Genomic DNA, 17,877 nt, shown 5'->3' on the forward strand with positions numbered 1-17,877 from the left:
GATTCAAATTGTTAAAGAGCGTCACGCTTGTCGCGTTGAGGAGGCGCATATTACGCTTCTCACTTCGAAAGTCAAGCGATTGTTTTCGCTTTTCTTTCGGCGCCCACTTCGCAGGGAAGCTGGCTCATCAGGTTGGCGTGTTCCGCACGTGCTGGTAGGGGCGCATTATAGGGAGCCGCGCCGCGATGACAAGGCTTTTTTTGAAGAAAGTCACGGAAACTTCAAATTATCCAATTAGAAACAGCTTACTCAGTGTATATATACAATGTTATCCACAAACCGATGATTTCAGACCGGTTTTATCATCATTTAGGTGGATCTTCCCCTCTCAAGGGATGCCATACTGGAACGGATAATATGTCCCAAGTGGTCCATGGTAGCGCCCAGCTGGAAAGCTGGTTACCATGGAGGTGAATAGAGTGTTGCACCTTTTTTGCTTTCATTTACAAAAGGTCTTTAAAGATGAATTTATCCAAGTTTCCCGTTTATGTGCAGGCGGCCATCCTTGCTCTGGTGTTGGCGCTGGTTGGTTATCTGGTTGCCCAGGCCCTGCAATTTTCTTTGAAAGCCGAAGTGATTTTTGCTGTGGGCTTGGCCATCGGCGGTTTCGTGGTACCGCTGTTCCTGAACCGTGCACCGGCGGGTGTGGCTGAGCTGGCCTCCAGTCAGGAGACCTGCACCTTATATGTAGGCAATCTGCCATACCGTGCCAATGAGATAGCCGTGCGCGAATTGTTTGCCGAGCAGGGCCAGGTGATCTCGGTCCGCCTGATGAAGGACAAGGCCACTGGCAAGCGCAGAGGATTCGGTTTCGTGGAGATGCCCGCTGCCGATGCCGCCAAGGCGATCGCCGCACTCAATGACAAGGAGTATCAACAGCGTACCCTTAAAGTACGTGAAGCCAATGACAAGCGGGACAAAGATGAGCGAGAAGGCAGTGAAGTGGATGCCTGACCGCTGGCCGGTAATCCGTTAGAACCTGACCTCTTCGAGTGATGACAGCCCCCAAGCTTGCAAGGGGGCTGTCAGTTTCTGGGTCTGGGCATCCAGCCGGGTGCAATAGGCCTTACCCCCGACATCTTCCAGCCGTGTCGGTGTCGTTACCAAACCGGCCAGCAGGTGAGCCACCCGCTTGGCGACCGCGCTGCCGGAATCCACCAGCTGGCACGCAGGCATCAGCTGCCGTATCTCTTCATCCAGCAACGGGAAATGGGTACAACCCAGCACCAGAGTATCCGGATGCTCTTCCCCTTCCAGCCAGTCTGCCAGCACCTCCCGCAACAGCGCCATATTGACCGGCAGACCCGCCAGCTTGTGCTCGGCCTCGACGACCAGCTCGGTCGCCCCCTTGAGCAGCACCCGCTTGCCCGGCGCAAACTGGGCGATGAGCTCGTGGGTATATTCGCGGCTGACGGTACCCGGGGTTGCCAGCAAGCCGATGCAACCACTACGGGTAAGCGCGGCCGCGGGCTTGATGGCGGGTACCACGCCGACGACCGGTACAGTCATGGCCGCACGCAGGGACGGCAGAGCGATGGTGCTGGCCGTGTTGCAGGCAATCACCACCAGATCGATATCATGCTCGACCACCATGTGGCTGACCAGCCTGGTGCAGGCTTCGGTGAGGGCGGCTTCGCTCAGCTCACCATAGGGGAAGTTGGCGTTGTCGAAGCAATAGATATAGTTGTGTGCCGGCAATGCGCGGCGGATCTCGCGGTAGATGGTCAGCCCACCCATACCGGAGTCGAACACGAGAATATTGGCCACTTGAGCTCCCCTTTGCTGCAAGTCGGCGATCATACTCCCGCCGACCGCCAATAGAAAAGGCCCCACCAATGGCGGGGCCTCGCTTTTTATCTTCTCTTATATAAGCAGCGCTGCCGCTCAGAGACGGTAGTCCGCCGTCAGTTTGAACTCGGTACCTGCCGACGCATAGCCATAGGCCGGGGCGTAATCACGATCAAATAGGTTGTCGATGCGGCCACCCAGCGTGAACTGAGGCGTCACCCCATAGCTCGCCCCTAGGTTGATCAGGGTGTAGGAACCCAGCTCAACCCGCTCCGCCGGGAAGCTGCTGAAGTTCTTGTCATCCCGCTTGCCGACATAAAGCAGTTCGGTGGAGAGATCGACCGGGCCCAGTTGTACCTGAGTCAGCCAGCTGGCCTTCTGCTTGGCACGACGCAGCAGTTGCTGATCCCCATCGTTCTTGTCTTCGGCCCGGGTGTAGTCAAAGCTCAGGTCGTGCCGCAGTGGTCCGGTTTCCAGACCGAGCGCCACTTCCACACCGCGGATCTCGGCGTCGGTATTGTCCGGTCGGCAGGTTGAGGACGCGCTTTGGCAGGCAATCAGATTCTGGATCTGGTTGCGGTAGAGGTTCAGCGACCAATCCCAACCGGTGTAGCGACCGTTGAAGCCCAGCTCCAGATTCTTGCTCTCTTCCGGTTTCAGCGCGGGGTTCTCATAACCCGGATAGTAGAGATCGAGGAAGGTCGGTGCCTTGAAGGCAGTGCCATAACTCAGACGCACATTATGGTTGTCATCAAGATCCAGCCCACTGGCAGCGGACCAGGTGTTGTGGCGGCCATATTGCTTGTTGTCATCGGTACGACCAGAGAGCTCCCACAACAGGGCCTGCCAGCGGTAGCTGCCCACCACGAACAGACCCGTGTTGTCGCGATCCGGGGCATTGAATGCCTGACCATAGCTGCGTGTATCGGATTTCAGCTGCTCCTGCTGCCAGTCGGCACCACCGGTCAGGTTGAGCCCCTCGACACCACTCCAGCTATTGATCCAGGAGAAGCGGGTCAGCCCGGTGTGGATGGGCTCCGCACTGGACTCCCCTTTGCTCTCCAGCCAGCTCTTCAGCTTGTTCTCGCCGTAGCTGGCCTCCAGCCGGCTGCTCAGCGCGCCACTCTGATACTTGAGACCGCCATCGTACTGGAACGCCTGCACCCGGCTCTGATCGGCCGACTGATACGCATCATCCATTTCGGTCTGGTTGTCATAGCCCTGGGCGTTGAAGTCGGCACTCCATGCGTCGTTGAAAGCATGATTCAGTCCGAACTGGCCGTTCAAGCTGTCAAAGCCATCCCGATCCGGCTGCTGGGCATTGGCCACCACGTCGAACCCATCGGTGCGCTCGTAACCAATCATCATATTCATGTCGGTCTGCTGGCCCAGAGCCTGCACGGTACGCAGCTGGCCCTGGCCGTAGCCATTGCTGCCCACACCGCCCTTCAGGTGGGTCTCGCTGCCATTCTTGGCGGATGTCTTGGTGATGAGGTTGATGACGCCGCCGATGGCGTCCGAGCCATACACGGCCGCACGTGGGCCACGGATGTACTCGATGCGCTCGATATTGCCGAGCGGGATCTGGCTGAGATCCGGCGTACCGGCCACCATGGCCGCGATGGGGCGCCCATTCATCAGCACCAGTGAATGGTTGGAGTTGGTACCACGGATGAACAGGCTGCTCATGTGGCCTCGACCACCCAGAGTGGTGATCTGCACACCGGGCAGCGTCTTCAGCAACGCTGGCAGGCTCTGCACCTGGCGGGACTCGATCTCGGCGCGATCGATCACCACAACGGGAGCCAGTACCGAGCTGATGGGTTGCTCCACCCGATTAGCGGTGATGACCAGGGTAGGATTGACGGGGATGGTGGTCTGGGCAAAAGCCGCCGTTGGCAACAGGGCAGCCGCCAATAATTTCTTGGACATGAGAGATCCTTAAGTTCGCGTAAGCATCTACTTCGTGGCCGGTTTCTCTCGGCCCGAAATACGAACTTTGGCAGGTCTTCGGGCTGGGGGGCTGATGGCCTACGGCGACGGCTTCCCACCTGTGGCAGTGCCCTGATGTCGCTTCGTTCCCCCTTACCGCTGCGCGCCAGCTCCGGATTTTCACCGGATTCCCTATTAAGCATGATGCGCCAAAGCGCAGGGATTATAGGCAGAGCAGAGGTGGATGTATAGCCATCCAGATTTCTATTTCTTGCCACCCAGCGCAGCCAGCCGCTGCTTCGCCCCCTCCATCACCGCCTGTACCCCGGGATGGGAGAGGTGACGACCGGCCGACACCAGATAGTAGGAGAGCGTCACCTCGGTCAGGGTTGCAATCCGTTCGACACCGTAGAGTCGCGCAATCTCGTCGGCCATGGCCAGCGGCGCCGGAAAGATCCCCATCCCCGCCTTGCCGAACGACTTCATCAGGGTGGAGTCATCGAACTGGCCGACCAGATGGGGATGGATGCCCTGCTGCCGATACCAGGCCAGCAAGCTGTCATGGGTCGCCGACTTCTCCCCCGGGATCAGCAGCGGCAACCCTTCGAGGGAAGCAGGAAAACCCTGCCGCGCCCTGGCGGCCAGCTCGGGGCTGGCAAACAGCGCCAGCGGGCTGCGCCCCAGCTCGTGGTTGTAGCCGCGTACCCCGCTGTCGGGGGGGAGCGGGCGATCGATCAGCACCATGTCCAGCTTGTGGCTGGCCAGCTCGCTGAACAGCTGTTCCGCCCGCTCTTCATGGCACACCAGCCGCAGCGGGGTGGCCAGCGCCATGGCGGGCGCCAGCAGCTCGAACGCCAGGGTGCGGGGCACGGAGTCGGCGATCCCCACCTGCATGGTCAGCTCCTGGCTGGCATGGCGCAGGGTATGCTCGAGATCGGCGCCGAGCGAGAAGATGGCACCAGCCTGTTCGAGCGCCTGGCGACCGGCGGCGGTCAGGGCAAGCCGCCGCCCTACCCGGTTGAACAGCGCCACCCCGAGGGAGAGCTCCAGCTCGGCTACCTGACCGCTGACGGTCTGCGGCGTGAGGTGCAACTGCTCGGCGGCCCGCGTCACACTACCGCTGCGCGCCACGTGCCAGAAGTAATAGAGCTGTTTATAGTTGAGCATCGGGTCCCTTATCAGTTTCTACCGAACAATCATCAATCAAAATCTGATTTTATCGAAACATCTTGCACTCTAGCATGCAACCACCCTGTGAATTGCTTCCTGCGAACTCCCATGCTGGATGTTGTTGTACTCTTTTTCCTGTTTGGCCTGCTGGCCGGTCTGGTGCGCTCCGAGCTCAAGCTGCCGCCCGCGCTCTACGATACTCTCTCCCTCTTTCTGTTGCTGGCCATCGGCCTCAAAGGCGGCGTCGGCCTAGCGCAGCAATCACTGCAACCGTTATTACCGCAACTGGCACTGGTGATCCTGCTCGGCATGCTGCAGACCCTGGCCGGGTTTGCCGTGCTGCGCCTCAAGATGAACCGGGTCGATGCCGCCGCCACCGCCGCCCACTACGGCTCGGTCAGCGTGGCGACCTTTGCGGTCGGGGTGAACTGGCTCACCGAGCGCGGCATCAGCTTCGAATCCCAGCTCTCCATCTTCCTGGCGGTGATGGAGATCCCCGCCATCCTGGTCGGCATCGTGCTGGCCCAGGGAGTGAGCCGGCAGACCCGCTGGCGCCGGCTGGCCCATGAAACCTTCCTCGGCAAGGGGGTCACCCTGCTGCTGGGCGGCATGGCCATCGGCTACCTGGCCGGTCCCGACGGGATCGCTCCGCTCAAACCCCTGTTCGTCGACCTGTTCAAAGGGGCGCTGGCGCTGTTCCTGCTCGAGATGGGCCTCATCGTCGCCCGCCAATGCCAGGACCTGCGCCGCCACGGCCTGTTCCTGCTCGGCTTCGCCCTGCTGATGCCGCTCGCCTCGGCTGGCCTCGGCCTGGTGATCGGCCAGCTGATGGCGCTTTCCCTCGGTGGCCTGACCCTGCTGGCCACCCTGGCAGCCAGCGCCTCCTATATCGCCGTGCCAGCCACCATGCGCATCGCCGTGCCTCAGGCCAATCCGGGCCTGTCGCTCAGCGCCGTACTGGGGGTCACCTTCCCGTTCAACATCATGCTGGGGATCCCGCTCTACCACAGCTGGGCCCGCCACTTCACGGAGTAGCCACATGCAGACCGAGATCCGCACCCTGCTCACCGTCATCACGGAAGCGAACCTGGAACCCACCCTGCTGCGCACCCTCACCCGCGAGGGGCTGCGCGGCTACACCATTACCGATGCCAGAGGCCGCGGTGACCACGGTGAGCGCAACGCCAGCTGGAGCGAGAGCGGCAACATCCGGCTGGAGGCGATCTGCAGCCGCGAACAGGCGGAACGCCTGCTCGCCCACCTGCAGAGTCGCTACTACCCCGACTATGCCATGGTCGCCTTTTTGCAACCGGTCGAAATCGTGCGACCCGAAAAATTCTGAGCCGGCTTGCCGGCTCTTTTTGCCAACCAGAGACAAACGTTTGACTGCAAGGAGTCATAGCCATGAATACCCCTCCCCTGATCGGCCTGGTAATGGGATCCGACTCCGACTGGCCCGTGATGCAGGCCGCCGCCCGCATCCTCAAGGAGCATGGCGTCCCCTACGAGGCGCGCGTGGTCTCGGCCCACCGCACCCCGGATCTGCTGTTCGAATATGCCGCCAGCGCCCGTGAGCGTGGCCTGCGCGCCATCATCGCCGGGGCTGGCGGCGCAGCCCATCTGCCAGGCATGGTGGCCGCCAAGACCACCATTCCGGTGCTGGGTGTGCCCATCCCGACCCGTCAGCTCAAGGGGATGGACTCCCTGCTCTCCATCGTGCAGATGCCCAAGGGGGTACCGGTCGCCACCTTCGCCATCGGCGAGGCGGGCGCCGCCAACGCCGGCCTGTTTGCGGTCTCCCTGCTCTCCGTCGCGCAAGACGGCGATGCCCCACGCTACCAGCAGCAGCTCGACGGCTTTCGCGCCAACGAACGCGACCGGGTGCTGGCCCTCACGCTGGAGGACCCGGCATGATACTGCCACCCGCCACCCTCGGCATGCTGGGAGGCGGCCAGCTCGGCCGCTACTTCGTGATGGCCGCCCATCGCCTCGGCTACAAGGTGGTGGTGCTGGACCCCGATCCCGCCAGCATCGCCGGCGCGGCTGCCGATCACCATATTGTTGCCGCCTATGACGACCCGACCGCCCTGCACGATCTGGCCAGCCGCTGCGCCGCCGTCACCTGCGAGTTTGAGAACGTGCCAGCTACCGCCCTGGCGCTGCTGGAGCAGTACCAGCCGGTACGCCCGGCCGCCGGCGCCGTGCGCATCTGTCAGGATCGCCGCGAAGAGAAGGCCTTCTTGAGCAGAGCCGGCATCCCGGTCGCCCCCAACCAGACCCTGCAGCCGGGCGAGCCGCTGCCGGCGCTGCCCGCCTCCCTCTTCCCCGCCATCCTCAAGACCGCCCGCGAGGGGTACGACGGCAAAGGCCAGTGGACCATTCAGGCCGCCGACCAGCTGCCGGCAGCACTGGCCGCCAGCGGCGTACCCTGCGTGCTGGAACAGCGGCTGGCGCTGGAGGGTGAGTTTTCCCTGACCCTGGCCCGCAGCCCGAGCGGTGCCATCGGTGCCCTGCCGCTGGTGCAGAACTGGCACAGCGGCGGCATTCTGGACCAGACCCGCTCCCCGGCCAACGTACCGGCGTTGGAAGCCGACGCCAGACATATCGCCGAACAGCTGATCGCCGCCCTCGACTACGTCGGCGTGCTGACGGTGGAGTTCTTCCTGGTGGCAGGGAAACTGCTGGTCAACGAGCTGGCGCCACGCCCCCACAACTCGGGCCACCCCAGCCTCGACAACGCCGAGTGCAGCCAGTTCGAGCTGCAGGTGCGCGCCCTGTGCGATCTGCCGCTGCCGGCGCGGATCGCCGTGCGCCCCGCCATGCTGCTCAACCTGCTGGGGGATCTCTGGCAGGCCGGCACGCCAGACTGGGCCGCCCTGCTGGCACTGCCCGGCGTGCATCTGCACCTGTACGGCAAGGGGGAACCCCGCCCCGGCCGCAAGATGGGCCATGTCACCATCACCGCCGCCGACTGGCCGACGGTGGAAGAGACCTGCCACCGGGTGCGCCAGCTGTTGGGGCTACCGCCACGCTGAGCGCTTAGCCGCGCACAAAAAAAGACCCGGGCCTGGCCCGGGTCTTTTCATTGCTTGCTGCGACAGGCGGGTGATCAGGCCCGCTCCACCGATACCGGCGCCGGCAGGCGGATGGTGAGGGAGAGCACCAGCGCCACCACCAGCAACACCAGGATCAGGTTGAAGGTCGCCATGAAGCCGCCGAACAGGGAGGCCACGATGGAGCCGATGATGCTGCCCAGACCAAAGCCCAGATAGATGACGCCGTAGTTCTTGGTCAGGTTGTTGAGACCGAAGAAGTCGCTCACCAGCGAGGGGTAGACGGTGATGGTGCCGCCGAAGCTGAACGCCACGCAGGCCACCGCCACGAAGAACAGGTTGGCGTTGAGCGGCACGAACAGCAGCAGCGCCATCCCGGCCAGGGTGATCAGCTGGGCGATGGTGATGACCCGGATGCGGGACATCTTGTCGGAGAGAATGCCCAGCACCAGCCGGCCACCCAGGTTGGCCATGGCGATGATGGCGACGGCGTTGGCGGCAACCACGGCCGGCAGGCCCACCATGTTCTCGCCGATGTCCTTGGCCACGCCGATGACGTAGAGACCGCTCATGCAGGCAGTGAGGAACATCAGCGCCAGCATCCAGTACTGCGGCTTGCGCATCGCCTCGGCCAGGGTGAAGTCGCGGCTCTCGCTCTGCTGCACGGCGGCCGCCTGCTTGGGCGCATCCTTCATCAGCATGCCGCCCACCAGCACCATGGACATGGCGATCAGTCCCCACAGCTGGAAGGTGGTCTCAAGGCCGTTGCTGGAGAGCAGCAGCAGGTTGATGTACTTGAAGCCCAGGCTGCCGAGGCCGTAGGCACCGATGGAGCAGGCGGAGATCAGCCCCTTGCGCTCCGGGAACCACTTCACGCAGTTGGAGAGGGTCATCAGGTAGCCGGTACCGTCGGCAAAACCGACCAGGATGCCGGCACAGAGGTAGAGCATCGCCAGGTTGCTGGCGTGGGCGGTGAGGAAGAAGCCGATGCCGAGCAGCACGCCAGCCCCCAGCGTGACGTTGCGCACCCCGAACCGCTCCTGCAGCTTGCCCGCCAGGGAGGAGGCCACCGCCAGGGAGAGGCTGAGCAGGCCGAAGGCGAAGGCGACCTGGCTGACCGGCTCGTCCAGCTTGTCGGAGAGCTGGGCGTTGAACAGGCTCCAGGTGTAAACGGATCCCAGCGCGAACTGGGTGATGATGGTCCCCAACAGGGTGAGGTAGCGGGTGCGATTCATCTCTTTGGTCATGATGCGTCTCGGTCAATGGCCTTAAGGAAACTGGGGCCACTATAGGCAAGACGCCACTCCCGCCGACCGATTAAGGCATGAAATGCAGATCGGCGGGAATGAATGACAATCAGAGCCGCATCAGCTGACGGAACGCCTTGATGTTGCTGCGGCTGACCGGCACCTCGAACGGCAGGTCATGGAGCCGGATGAGATAGGTGCTGTTGAACCAGGGCACTATCTCGCGGATCTTGTTGATGTTGACGCAGTAGGAGCGGTGACAGCGGAAGAACCCCTCGGCGGGCAGCCGGCTTACGAACTCGCTGAGGGTCATGGTCATCACGTAGCGATCATCGCGGGTGTAGACATAGGTGAGCTTCTCGTCGGCTTCCGCGTAGTAGATCTGCTCGCAGGGGGTGACGATGATGCGCTCCCCCTTCACCAGATTGACGGTGCGATTGTGCGGCGTGCCCGGCTCGCTCCCCTGCCCCGCCTGCGACTTGCCCGCCAGCTCCAGCTTTTGCAGCAGGCTGATGAGACGCGGTTCGTTGTAGGGTTTGAGGATGTAGTCGAACGCCTCCAGCTCGAACGCCTCCACCGCAAACTCCTTGTAGGCGGTGACGAAGACGATGTGGGGCGGGTGGCTCGACTTGTGCAGGTTCTTGGCCAGCAGCAGACCGTCGATGGAGGGGATCTGGATGTCGAGGAAGACCACATCCACCTCGTGATCCTGCAGGTATTTGAACGCCTCCAGCCCGTCCTCGAAGCTCGCCACTATCTCGATGGTGCTGTGCTGCCCCACCAGGTAGGCCAGCTCCTCGCGAGCCAGATATTCATCTTCCACTATGATGGCTTTCAGCATGGCATTGCCCCCTGAGGGAATGCAGGAGAGGCCAGCGCCTCCCGCATCAAATACTCATCCTCGACAATGATGGCTTTCAGCATGACAACGCCTCTCGCAGCACACACTTATCTTCAATCATGATGGCACTCAGCATGGCATCGACTCCTGATCCGGCAGATAGAAACTCACTTCGGTACCCGGCTCCAGCCGTTTGAGGTGCAGGCCATCGCCATAGAGCAACTTGACCCGCTGATGCACGTTCATCAGGCCGATGCTGCGGCTCTCCACCCGACCGGCGGCGACCCCGTCGATCACCTCCTGGCTGATGCCGTAACCCGTGTCGCGCACCGCCACCCGGATGCCGCCTGCCAGCTGTTTCACCTCGATGGTGACCCGACCCGGCGCGCTGCGGGGCTGGATGCCGTGCAGGATGGCGTTTTCCACCAACGGCTGCAACAGCAGGCTCGGCACCTGGATGTGCACGTCATCCACCTCGAATACCACCTCCAGCTTGTCACCGAAGCGGGCCTGCTCGATGGCCACGTAGTCGCGCACCTGCTGCAGCTCCTCCTGGATGTCGATGAGGGTATCCCCCTTGTTGAGGTTGTAGCGCAGGTAGTCCGCCAGATTGGCGATCAGCTGGCGCGCCTGCTGGGGCCGAATGCGGATCAGCGACGAGATGGCATTGAGGGCGTTGAACAGGAAGTGCGGGTTGATCTTGCTCTGCAGCGCGGTGAACTCCGCCTTGCGGGTCATCTCCTTGAGCTGCTCGATGCGCGACACCTCCATCTGGGTGGAGATGAGCTGGGAGAGGCCCACCGCCATCTCCTTGAGGGAGCTGGTGATACTGTGGGTGCGACGGTAGTAGATCTTGAGGGTGCCACTCACCGAGCCGTTTTCCCGCAGCGGAATAATGATGACCGAGTGGAAATCGGAGAGGTGATACTGGCGCAGATCGTTGTTGATGATGATCTGGTCCAGCAGCACCGCCCGCTGGGTCATGTCGCTGATGGCATGGTGCTCGTCCAGCTCGTAGTAATCCTTGCCCACCCCCACATAGGCCAGCACGTCGCGGGTATCGGTGATGGCCACCGCATCGGCGCTGATTTCGCTGCGAATGATGGCGCAGACCTGGCTCAGGGAGTGGCGATCGATGTTCTGGAAGAAGGGCAGCGTCTTGTTGGCGATATCCAGAGCCAGCTTGGCCTGCTTGGCGGCAATCAGCTCCTTCTCGTCATCCAGATCCTGCACCAGCTTGATGATGAGGCCGATGCAGAGCGCCCCGGCGATCATCGGGTAGGCAATATGGCTGACGATCTCGACGCCTACCGCATGGGGCTCGGTCAGCAGCCAGATGAGCAGCATGGTGAGCCCTTCACACAACATCCCCGCCAGAATGCCGTAGAGCCAGAGCCGCGACTTGCGACAGCGCAGGTGTAGCCAGGTGGCGAGCAGGCCGGCGATGATGCTGGCGATGAGGCACGGGATCGAGGTGTGGCCATCCATGTCGATGAGATAGCGGTGCAGACCGGAGATGACCCCGGCCGGAATGCCGACCCAGGGGCCAAACAGGATGCCGCCGGAGATGATGGCGATGATCCGCACGTTGATGAGGGCCCCCTCCACCGGAATGCCAGTGTAGGTGCTGAACACCGCAAACAGGCAGAAGATGGCCGCCACCAGCACCAGCTCGGCCGGGGTGTGGTCCCGCTTCTGGAACAGCCGCTGGAACGGCCGGGTACGGGTCAGGAAGAACAGGGTCATCAGCATCAGCGCCGCCCGTTCGAACACCGCCAACAACATCATCTGATTTTCGAGCAAAGCAGGGATTCCATATCTATGACTAAAGGGAGGACAAGGCGCGGGATCATATCCCGTATCCCGTGTCAGCTCATTCCGAATAGTGGGGTACAGATTAAGCTTCGCCGCGGGCGGGTCGATAGATGAGTGACCCCCGGCAGCGGGGTAACCTCGATATCCAGGAGATAATCATATGTCTCAGAAAGGAGTTCTGGTGGCACTACTGGCTGGTTGCTGCGCGATGGCGGCTCAGGCCGACACACAAACCAATCAGCTCACCTGGCCTGCCACCGCCAGCAAGAGTACCGGGATGGAAATTTCGCTCACCCACCCGGGTCAGCAACCGGTCAATTCCGTTTCCACATCCAGCCCGGTCCAGACCGAGGCCATCAACCTCAGCAATCCGGACTTCAACACCACCTACCAATTGCAGGCTCGCACCCTGTATGCCAGTTTGTCCGAACAGGCCGGCACCGACTTCAAGCTGGCGCTCAACGGCCAGCCACTGCCACAACACCATGCCCTGCCTCTGACCCAGGCCACCCGCTACTTCCTCAGCTATCTGGCTCCGGCTGCCAAACCGGACCAGACCGGTGAAGCAGCCTATGAACTGCTGGTTTACTGGCACGGTTGACCATCCACGAAGGCATGCCCGTCATGCCTTCATTTTCATTCCGGTTCGGCCTGCATTTGCATGATGGCCTGTCTGACGATCCCGTAGGCATGCTGCAACGGCTGCAATGCCCTCGGCAATCCCTGCGGCCCAAGCCCGGCAGATTCTGTCTCGCTGCACACGGCAACCAGTTTCATCGCTCCCATGATCCTGGCCCCGCCCTTCAGACGGTGCACATAGTCGAGAAAACGGGCCAGTTCACCACCCTCTGCGGCTTGCTGCAGGCCCAGCAGATCATCGTCGCTGGCCCGCACAAACTCATGCAACAAGGGCAGCATCAACGCAGGCTGATTGCCGGTCAATGGTCCGAGACACTGCTTGATCTCCTGCACGCAGCGCTCGATTTCCCGCTGTTCCTCATGCTGCATGTGGCGACACAGGCAGCGCTCCAGCTCTTCCAGCCCTACCGGCTTGAACAGGCAGTCGTCCATGCCGGCAGTCAGCCCCTCGCTCACCTGCTCCTGGCGGGCATCCGCCGTCAACCCCAGGATGAGGCAACGATGCGTACCCCGGCTCAGCTCCAGAGCACGATACTGGCGGGTCAGTTCAAAGCCGCTCATGCCAGGCATGTTGAAGTCGGTGATCACCACGTCAAAGGGTGTGTTGGCAAACAGTGCCAGCGCCTCCCGCCCCGACTCGGCAGCCGTGGCATCATGCCCGAGGTATGCCAGTTGCTGGCTGACCAGCAGCCGGTTGGTGGGGTGATCGTCCACTATCATGACCCGCAGTCGCCGGTGATGCCCTGTCATCGTGCCCAATGCCACGGGCGTAACTGATTCGACGGTGCTCGCCAGCGGCACTTTCATCTCGATGCTGATGCATGTGCCGTGGCCAGGCTCGCTCTCCAGCAGCAGCGAGCCTCCCATCGACTCGCACAGCGAGCGGGAGATCATCAGTCCGAGACCGGTCCCGGAGCGCTGGATGTGCTCGGGCTGCCTGGCCTGACCAAAAGGCTGAAACAGCCTGGCTTGCTCCGCAGGCGCAATCCCTATGCCCGTATCCCGGATCACCAGTTGCAAGGTACACCAGCCGTCGCTGGTTTTTGATTGCAACTCGACCCGCACCGATCCCTGCTCGGTGTACTTGATGGCATTGCTGATGAGATTGGAGAGGATCTGCTTGTAGCAGATGCCATCTATCTGTACCCAGCGGGGCTCGCCGACGGCGAGTTCCAGTTGCAGGCTCTTTTGTCTGGCCAGCGCAGTGAATACGGTGACCACCGAGGCCGTCAGCGCCGTGATTTCATGGGGCTCCGGCCTCAGTTCAAGCCGGCCGGACTCGATCTTGGATATATCCAGAATATCGCCAATCAGGCTCAGCAGATCCCTGGCCGAACCATGGGCGATGGAGAGTGAGGTCTTGTCCTCTTCATGCAGTCGATCGCGGCGCAGGGTCAGTTCCAGCAAACCAATGATGGCATTCATGGGCGTGCGGATCTCGTGGCTCATGGTGGCCAGAAAGGTCGACTTGGCACGATTGGCTTCCTGGGCATCCTGACTGGCCAGGGCCAGCTCTTCGAGCAGACGCAGCCGTTCGCTCACGTCGATCCAGCCACCGATCCCGCCCTGAACATTTCCCTCCAGGTCATAGTAGGGCTGTACCCAGTGATAAACGACCACGGGCCCTGTCGCCATGGAGAGGCGATGATCCCCCTGCCTGGCACAGCGCACCGCACGCGCGGTGCTCAAATCCTCAAACAGGGGAGCCAGAAAAGGCCAGCGCTGCACATCGTCCGCCATGGTGGAGCCCAGCAGACGGCTCTTCTCCTCGCCAAAGAAGCTGGCATAAGTGCTGTTGCAGAGCACCAGCCGATCCTCTCGATCTCTGGCGTAGATTGGATGAGGTGTGCCATCCACCAGATCTTCGATGAACTTGAGCTGGGCACTCAAAGCCATCTCGGCTGCCCGGCGCTGGCGCACCTGTTTGTGCAAAGAGAGGCCCCATAGGCCGATCCAGATGGTCAGCAGCATGATCAAGGCAATGATGCCGCCAAATTCCCGCACCAGCTCCTGCCAGGTGATGGCCTCCTGCTGGGTACTGACGCGCCAGCGATTGGAGAGTCCCTCCAGCTCATCTGGCGGAATGATGGCAATCACCCGATCTAGAATGTCACGCAACATATGCTGCTTGGGCGAAACGGCAAACGCCGCCCCGATCGGGATGGAGTCAAACAACTCGCCCGTGATGAGCAGACTGTCCGGAAACTTGCTGTTGATGTAGTACTTGGCGACCCGCAACGGCAACACGGTCACGTCGCAGGTCTCGCTCGCCACGCAGCGCAGCGCATCTTCGATCCGTTCGAACTTTCTGCTGGTCAGCTTGCCATACTCCTCCTCTATCGCCTGTTCGGAGATGAAGTCCTTGATAATGGCGACCGTGCCGGTCTTGAGCAGCGTCTCCGGTGCCGTCGCCTCATGGCGGACCCCCACCACATAGGCCAGCGGGTCGAGCACAAAGGCACGGCTGAACAGGTAACGACTGCGGCGCTCTTCCGATGGGCTCAACACGGCGATATCCACCTGCCCACCATCCAGCAACTGCAACATCTGTCCTGGCGTCTTGACCGGCACCACCTCTATTTCCACCCCCAGCTTCGCTCGCAACACCTGCAGCAAATCGGCCACCACCCCGTGCAAGGTGTCATTGATGTCGAGAAAACTCAGCGGCGGCACCCCGCTGTTGACGGCCATCCGGATTTTTTTCTGCTGACCCAGCCAGGCCCACTGCTCGCTGGTCAGCTCGATCTTGCTGGCCCCGATAGAGAGGCCGCCGCCATTCCAGCGTTTGGCAATTTCCTCCCGCTTGCCTTCCAGAATTTCATCCAGCGCAATATTGATGATTTTTTTCAGCCGCTGATTTTTCCTTTCCAGCGAAAAAGAAAAACCATGAGTATCTATATAAAGAGGTTTCAGTAATTGAATGCTGTCTTGATAAAATTTATTGACGATGAAGTTCCCGGAAATCATGTCCAGCATGACGGCATCGACCTGGCCATATGCAACCGCAGAAAGTGCGCTATAACGAGAGGAATACATTTTTATCTGAACCTTGGGCAGATAGCGCATCACATCCAGCGCCGGCAGATAATACTCCGGGACAGCCACCGTTCTTATATCACGCTCCTTTACGTGTATATTCTTATATATGGCCGGATCATCCGGCATATATTTGTCGGTCAACAATAATTGCTGCTCTTCTTCATAGGCATTGGAGGTGCTCAGCAGATCGACCTCTCCCCGCTTGAGCGCAGCAATGGCCGCGGCGCGAGACGGCAGATTCTTTACGACGATCTCGACACGCAACAGATGACTCAGCATGCCGACAATGTCGGCGGTGACGCCTTCGTAAGCATTGGCACGCAGGGTGATGTCCATCGGAGGATTGTCGGGCATGGGTACCCCGAGCACCAACCGGCCACGATTTCTCAACCACAGCCAATCTTCCGCATGCAGCGGCAGGGTCTGCTTCTCGAGGTACTCGCTGTCATTGCGTGCATAGACATGCAGATAGGGCGCCGCCAGCTCATGAGCCGAAACCCATGAAGCGCAGCAACAGACCAGCAGAGCTGCAAACCAATGCCTCATGGTCACAGCAACTCTTGACGCTTGGCCAGGCTGATCAGATCAACCATGGTGGTGACATTGAGCTTTTGCATCAGCCGACTCTTGTAGGTGCTGACCGTCTTCTCGCTCAGCAGCATGCTCTCTGCAATCTGCTTGTTGGTTTGCCCCTGGCATATCTGCAACAAGACGCTCATCTCTCTATCCGAGAGTGCCGACAAGAGATCTTTCCGATCGACTTCATGGGCATTCTTGGCGCCAGCAATCACATCGCGAGGGAAATAAAGCTGACCTTTCCCTATCTTTACCAGCACAGTTTTCAGCAAGGAAAGATCATCCAGCTTGGATATGAAACCGTTGGCACCGGCTTGCAGGCAACGCACCATAATATGATGCGTGGCTTGTGCCGACAATATGACCACCTTGATATCAGCATCCATCTCTTTCAGTCTTTTGATCACCTCAATTCCGTCCAGCCTGGGAATCCCGATATCCAAAACGACCATATCAGGCTGATATTTTCGCGCCATCGAAACTGCATCAACACCATTATCAACTTCGGCAACAATATGATGATCATCCTGCTGCAGCAGGATATTTACAGCCATTCTGATGGCGGGATGATCATCTACTACCAATATTTTTGCCATATACTTTCCTGTCATTACTCCATTTGATTCAACGTATATTAACTACAAAGTCAGCACGTGTACCATATGGCGCTTGAATATTAATTATATGTTACATAATTCAAGTAACGACTCCTCTCTTCGTACCTCATTCATTTTTATCTGATATTTTTATTTATGCTCATCAAATACTTACAGAGCTATATATTCTTTTGAATCTCTGTTTTTTCTTGTACTCATTCCTGTACGGCAACCCCTCCCATCCTCCCCCGTCAGAGGGACGCACCATCTAGATAAGAAAAGCACCAAAACTCTTAAAAATCAAAATCATAAGAAAAACAAAAACCCTGATAAGAGAATGGACAAGGCTTATTTTAAGTTGCAGACAACAACCATCTTTTAGGACTTTTCCTACACAGCATTCAATCGATCCGAGCAGGTCCGTCCAGTATCTTTGCCGGCGAAAAGATGAGCTGATTGACGAAACATTACCCTTCGGCGATCGGCAAGATTGCCTGGACAAACCCGTCCGGCAAGGTGGAAAGGGAATGCACCCTGGGTGCGTGAAATCAAACGGGTGGCAAATGCCCCCATCAGGAAATGTGTAGGAAATATCAAGATGAAAAAGACTCTGATTGCGCTGACTGTTGCAGGACTGGGCTTCGCTGCCGCCGCTCAGGCCGCTGTAGAAGCAAAATCCGTTGCCACCTGGAAGGCAACCGCCAAAAAGGACACCGAGTCGGCGCTGGTTGTCACGCCGCTCGACAGCCTCTCTTTCCAATACGCGGAAGGGATCAAGGGTTTCAACACCGTGAACGGCCTGTTCGACGTTGCCATCAAGGGTGATGCCAGCGCCACCGACTTCACGCTGAAGGCCAAGAAGCTGAGCGGCACCCTGAACCACCTGAGCGGCGGCTCCACCGTCGACGTCGGCGTGCTGTGGCAAGGTGCTCCCGTCAGCACCACCGCCTATACCACGCTGATCGATACCGCAGCCGGCATCACGGGCGGCAACCTCTCTCCGCTGGCCAGCAGCTTCAAGGATGACACCCAGCGCAGCACCGCCCAGGGCTCGTTCACCTTCAACATCGAGAGCGCGACCGTCAACGGCACAGAAGCGGCTTTCGAGACCCTGCCGGATGGCCTGTGGAGTGGGGAAGTCAACGTCGAGTTCGTTGCCAACTGGTCCTAATTGCCGCGAC

The 17,877-nt window shown here is 60.1% G+C and carries 16 protein-coding genes and 1 riboswitch; of the genes, 8 read left to right on the forward strand and 8 right to left on the reverse strand.

The genetic code is table 11. From position 1 onward, the window contains the following. Positions 1–238 (forward strand): hypothetical protein (locus PG900_RS19575; protein WP_270832083.1); only part of this gene is annotated, 238 nt, incomplete at its 5' end. Between the two features lie 224 nt (positions 239–462). Continuing rightward, complete coding sequence (locus tag PG900_RS19580) at positions 463–954, forward strand: RNA recognition motif domain-containing protein (protein WP_011704113.1); 492 nt, start codon at positions 463–465, stop codon at positions 952–954. An 18-nt stretch (positions 955–972) separates the two neighbouring features. Here PG900_RS19580 and murI read toward each other — a convergent pair whose 3' ends face one another. The 3 genes from murI to PG900_RS19595 all read right to left on the reverse strand — a co-directional run bounded on the left by murI (position 973) and on the right by PG900_RS19595 (position 4,887). Beyond that, positions 973–1,767, reverse strand: a complete 795-nt coding sequence (gene murI / locus PG900_RS19585; RefSeq protein ID WP_029302539.1) for a glutamate racemase — start codon at positions 1,765–1,767, stop codon at positions 973–975. 117 nt (positions 1,768–1,884) lie between these two features. Beyond that, entirely contained in the window at positions 1,885–3,720 is a 1,836-nt protein-coding gene (locus tag PG900_RS19590; RefSeq protein WP_024945455.1) for a TonB-dependent receptor domain-containing protein, read from the reverse strand. 52 nt (positions 3,721–3,772) lie between these two features. Then, positions 3,773–3,949, reverse strand: a riboswitch (cobalamin riboswitch). 35 nt (positions 3,950–3,984) lie between these two features. Then, on the reverse strand, positions 3,985–4,887 hold the full coding sequence (locus PG900_RS19595) for a LysR family transcriptional regulator (RefSeq protein ID WP_017410538.1): 903 nt from the start codon (positions 4,885–4,887) through the stop codon (positions 3,985–3,987). A gap of 111 nt (positions 4,888–4,998) precedes the next feature. Here PG900_RS19595 and PG900_RS19600 point away from each other — a divergent pair, with 111 nt between their 5' ends. The 4 genes from PG900_RS19600 (at position 4,999) to PG900_RS19615 (ending at position 7,925) form a co-directional block, all read left to right on the forward strand. After that, positions 4,999–5,925, forward strand: a complete 927-nt coding sequence (locus tag PG900_RS19600; protein ID WP_270801814.1) for a sodium-dependent bicarbonate transport family permease — start codon at positions 4,999–5,001, stop codon at positions 5,923–5,925. A gap of 4 nt (positions 5,926–5,929) precedes the next feature. Beyond that, positions 5,930–6,232 (forward strand): P-II family nitrogen regulator, encoded by a 303-nt coding sequence (locus tag PG900_RS19605; RefSeq protein ID WP_005306985.1) that lies wholly within the window; start codon positions 5,930–5,932, stop codon positions 6,230–6,232. Positions 6,233–6,294: 62 nt separating this feature from the next. Next, positions 6,295–6,804, forward strand: coding sequence for a 5-(carboxyamino)imidazole ribonucleotide mutase (gene purE / locus PG900_RS19610; RefSeq protein WP_011704108.1), 510 nt, complete (start codon positions 6,295–6,297; stop codon positions 6,802–6,804). Continuing rightward, on the forward strand, positions 6,801–7,925 hold the full coding sequence (locus PG900_RS19615; RefSeq protein WP_270801812.1) for a 5-(carboxyamino)imidazole ribonucleotide synthase: 1,125 nt from the start codon (positions 6,801–6,803) through the stop codon (positions 7,923–7,925). Before purE ends, PG900_RS19615 begins: the two co-directional genes overlap by 4 nt. 74 nt (positions 7,926–7,999) lie before the next feature. Here PG900_RS19615 and PG900_RS19620 read toward each other — a convergent pair whose 3' ends face one another. The 3 genes from PG900_RS19620 to PG900_RS19630 form a co-directional block, all read right to left on the reverse strand. After that, on the reverse strand, positions 8,000–9,190 hold the full coding sequence (locus PG900_RS19620) for an L-lactate MFS transporter (RefSeq protein ID WP_016348936.1): 1,191 nt from the start codon (positions 9,188–9,190) through the stop codon (positions 8,000–8,002). A 109-nt stretch (positions 9,191–9,299) separates the two neighbouring features. Beyond that, a complete protein-coding gene (locus PG900_RS19625) occupies positions 9,300–10,031 on the reverse strand; it encodes a LytR/AlgR family response regulator transcription factor (protein ID WP_042064388.1) in 732 nt (243 codons plus the stop codon). 129 nt (positions 10,032–10,160) lie between these two features. Further along, complete coding sequence (locus PG900_RS19630) at positions 10,161–11,834, reverse strand: sensor histidine kinase (protein WP_162275801.1); 1,674 nt, start codon at positions 11,832–11,834, stop codon at positions 10,161–10,163. 172 nt (positions 11,835–12,006) lie between these two features. On the opposite strand from PG900_RS19630, the gene PG900_RS19635 reads away from it, so the two are divergent. After that, positions 12,007–12,447: a hypothetical protein gene (locus PG900_RS19635; protein WP_166464658.1), complete on the forward strand. Its 441-nt coding sequence runs from the start codon at positions 12,007–12,009 to the stop codon at positions 12,445–12,447. Between the two features lie 35 nt (positions 12,448–12,482). Here PG900_RS19635 and PG900_RS19640 read toward each other — a convergent pair whose 3' ends face one another. Both PG900_RS19640 and PG900_RS19645 read right to left on the reverse strand, forming a co-directional pair. Next, complete coding sequence (locus PG900_RS19640; protein ID WP_270832084.1) at positions 12,483–16,070, reverse strand: ATP-binding protein; 3,588 nt, start codon at positions 16,068–16,070, stop codon at positions 12,483–12,485. Between the two features lie 2 nt (positions 16,071–16,072). After that, complete coding sequence (locus PG900_RS19645) at positions 16,073–16,696, reverse strand: response regulator transcription factor (protein ID WP_041216171.1); 624 nt, start codon at positions 16,694–16,696, stop codon at positions 16,073–16,075. 598 nt (positions 16,697–17,294) lie between these two features. Here PG900_RS19645 and ecpA point away from each other — a divergent pair. After that, positions 17,295–17,867, forward strand: coding sequence for a common pilus major fimbrillin subunit EcpA (gene ecpA / locus PG900_RS19650; protein ID WP_043851709.1), 573 nt, complete (start codon positions 17,295–17,297; stop codon positions 17,865–17,867). Positions 17,868–17,877: the final 10 nt, after the last annotated feature.

The organism is Aeromonas sp. QDB03, assembly GCF_027707985.1.
Classification (GTDB): domain Bacteria; phylum Pseudomonadota; class Gammaproteobacteria; order Enterobacterales; family Aeromonadaceae; genus Aeromonas; species Aeromonas hydrophila.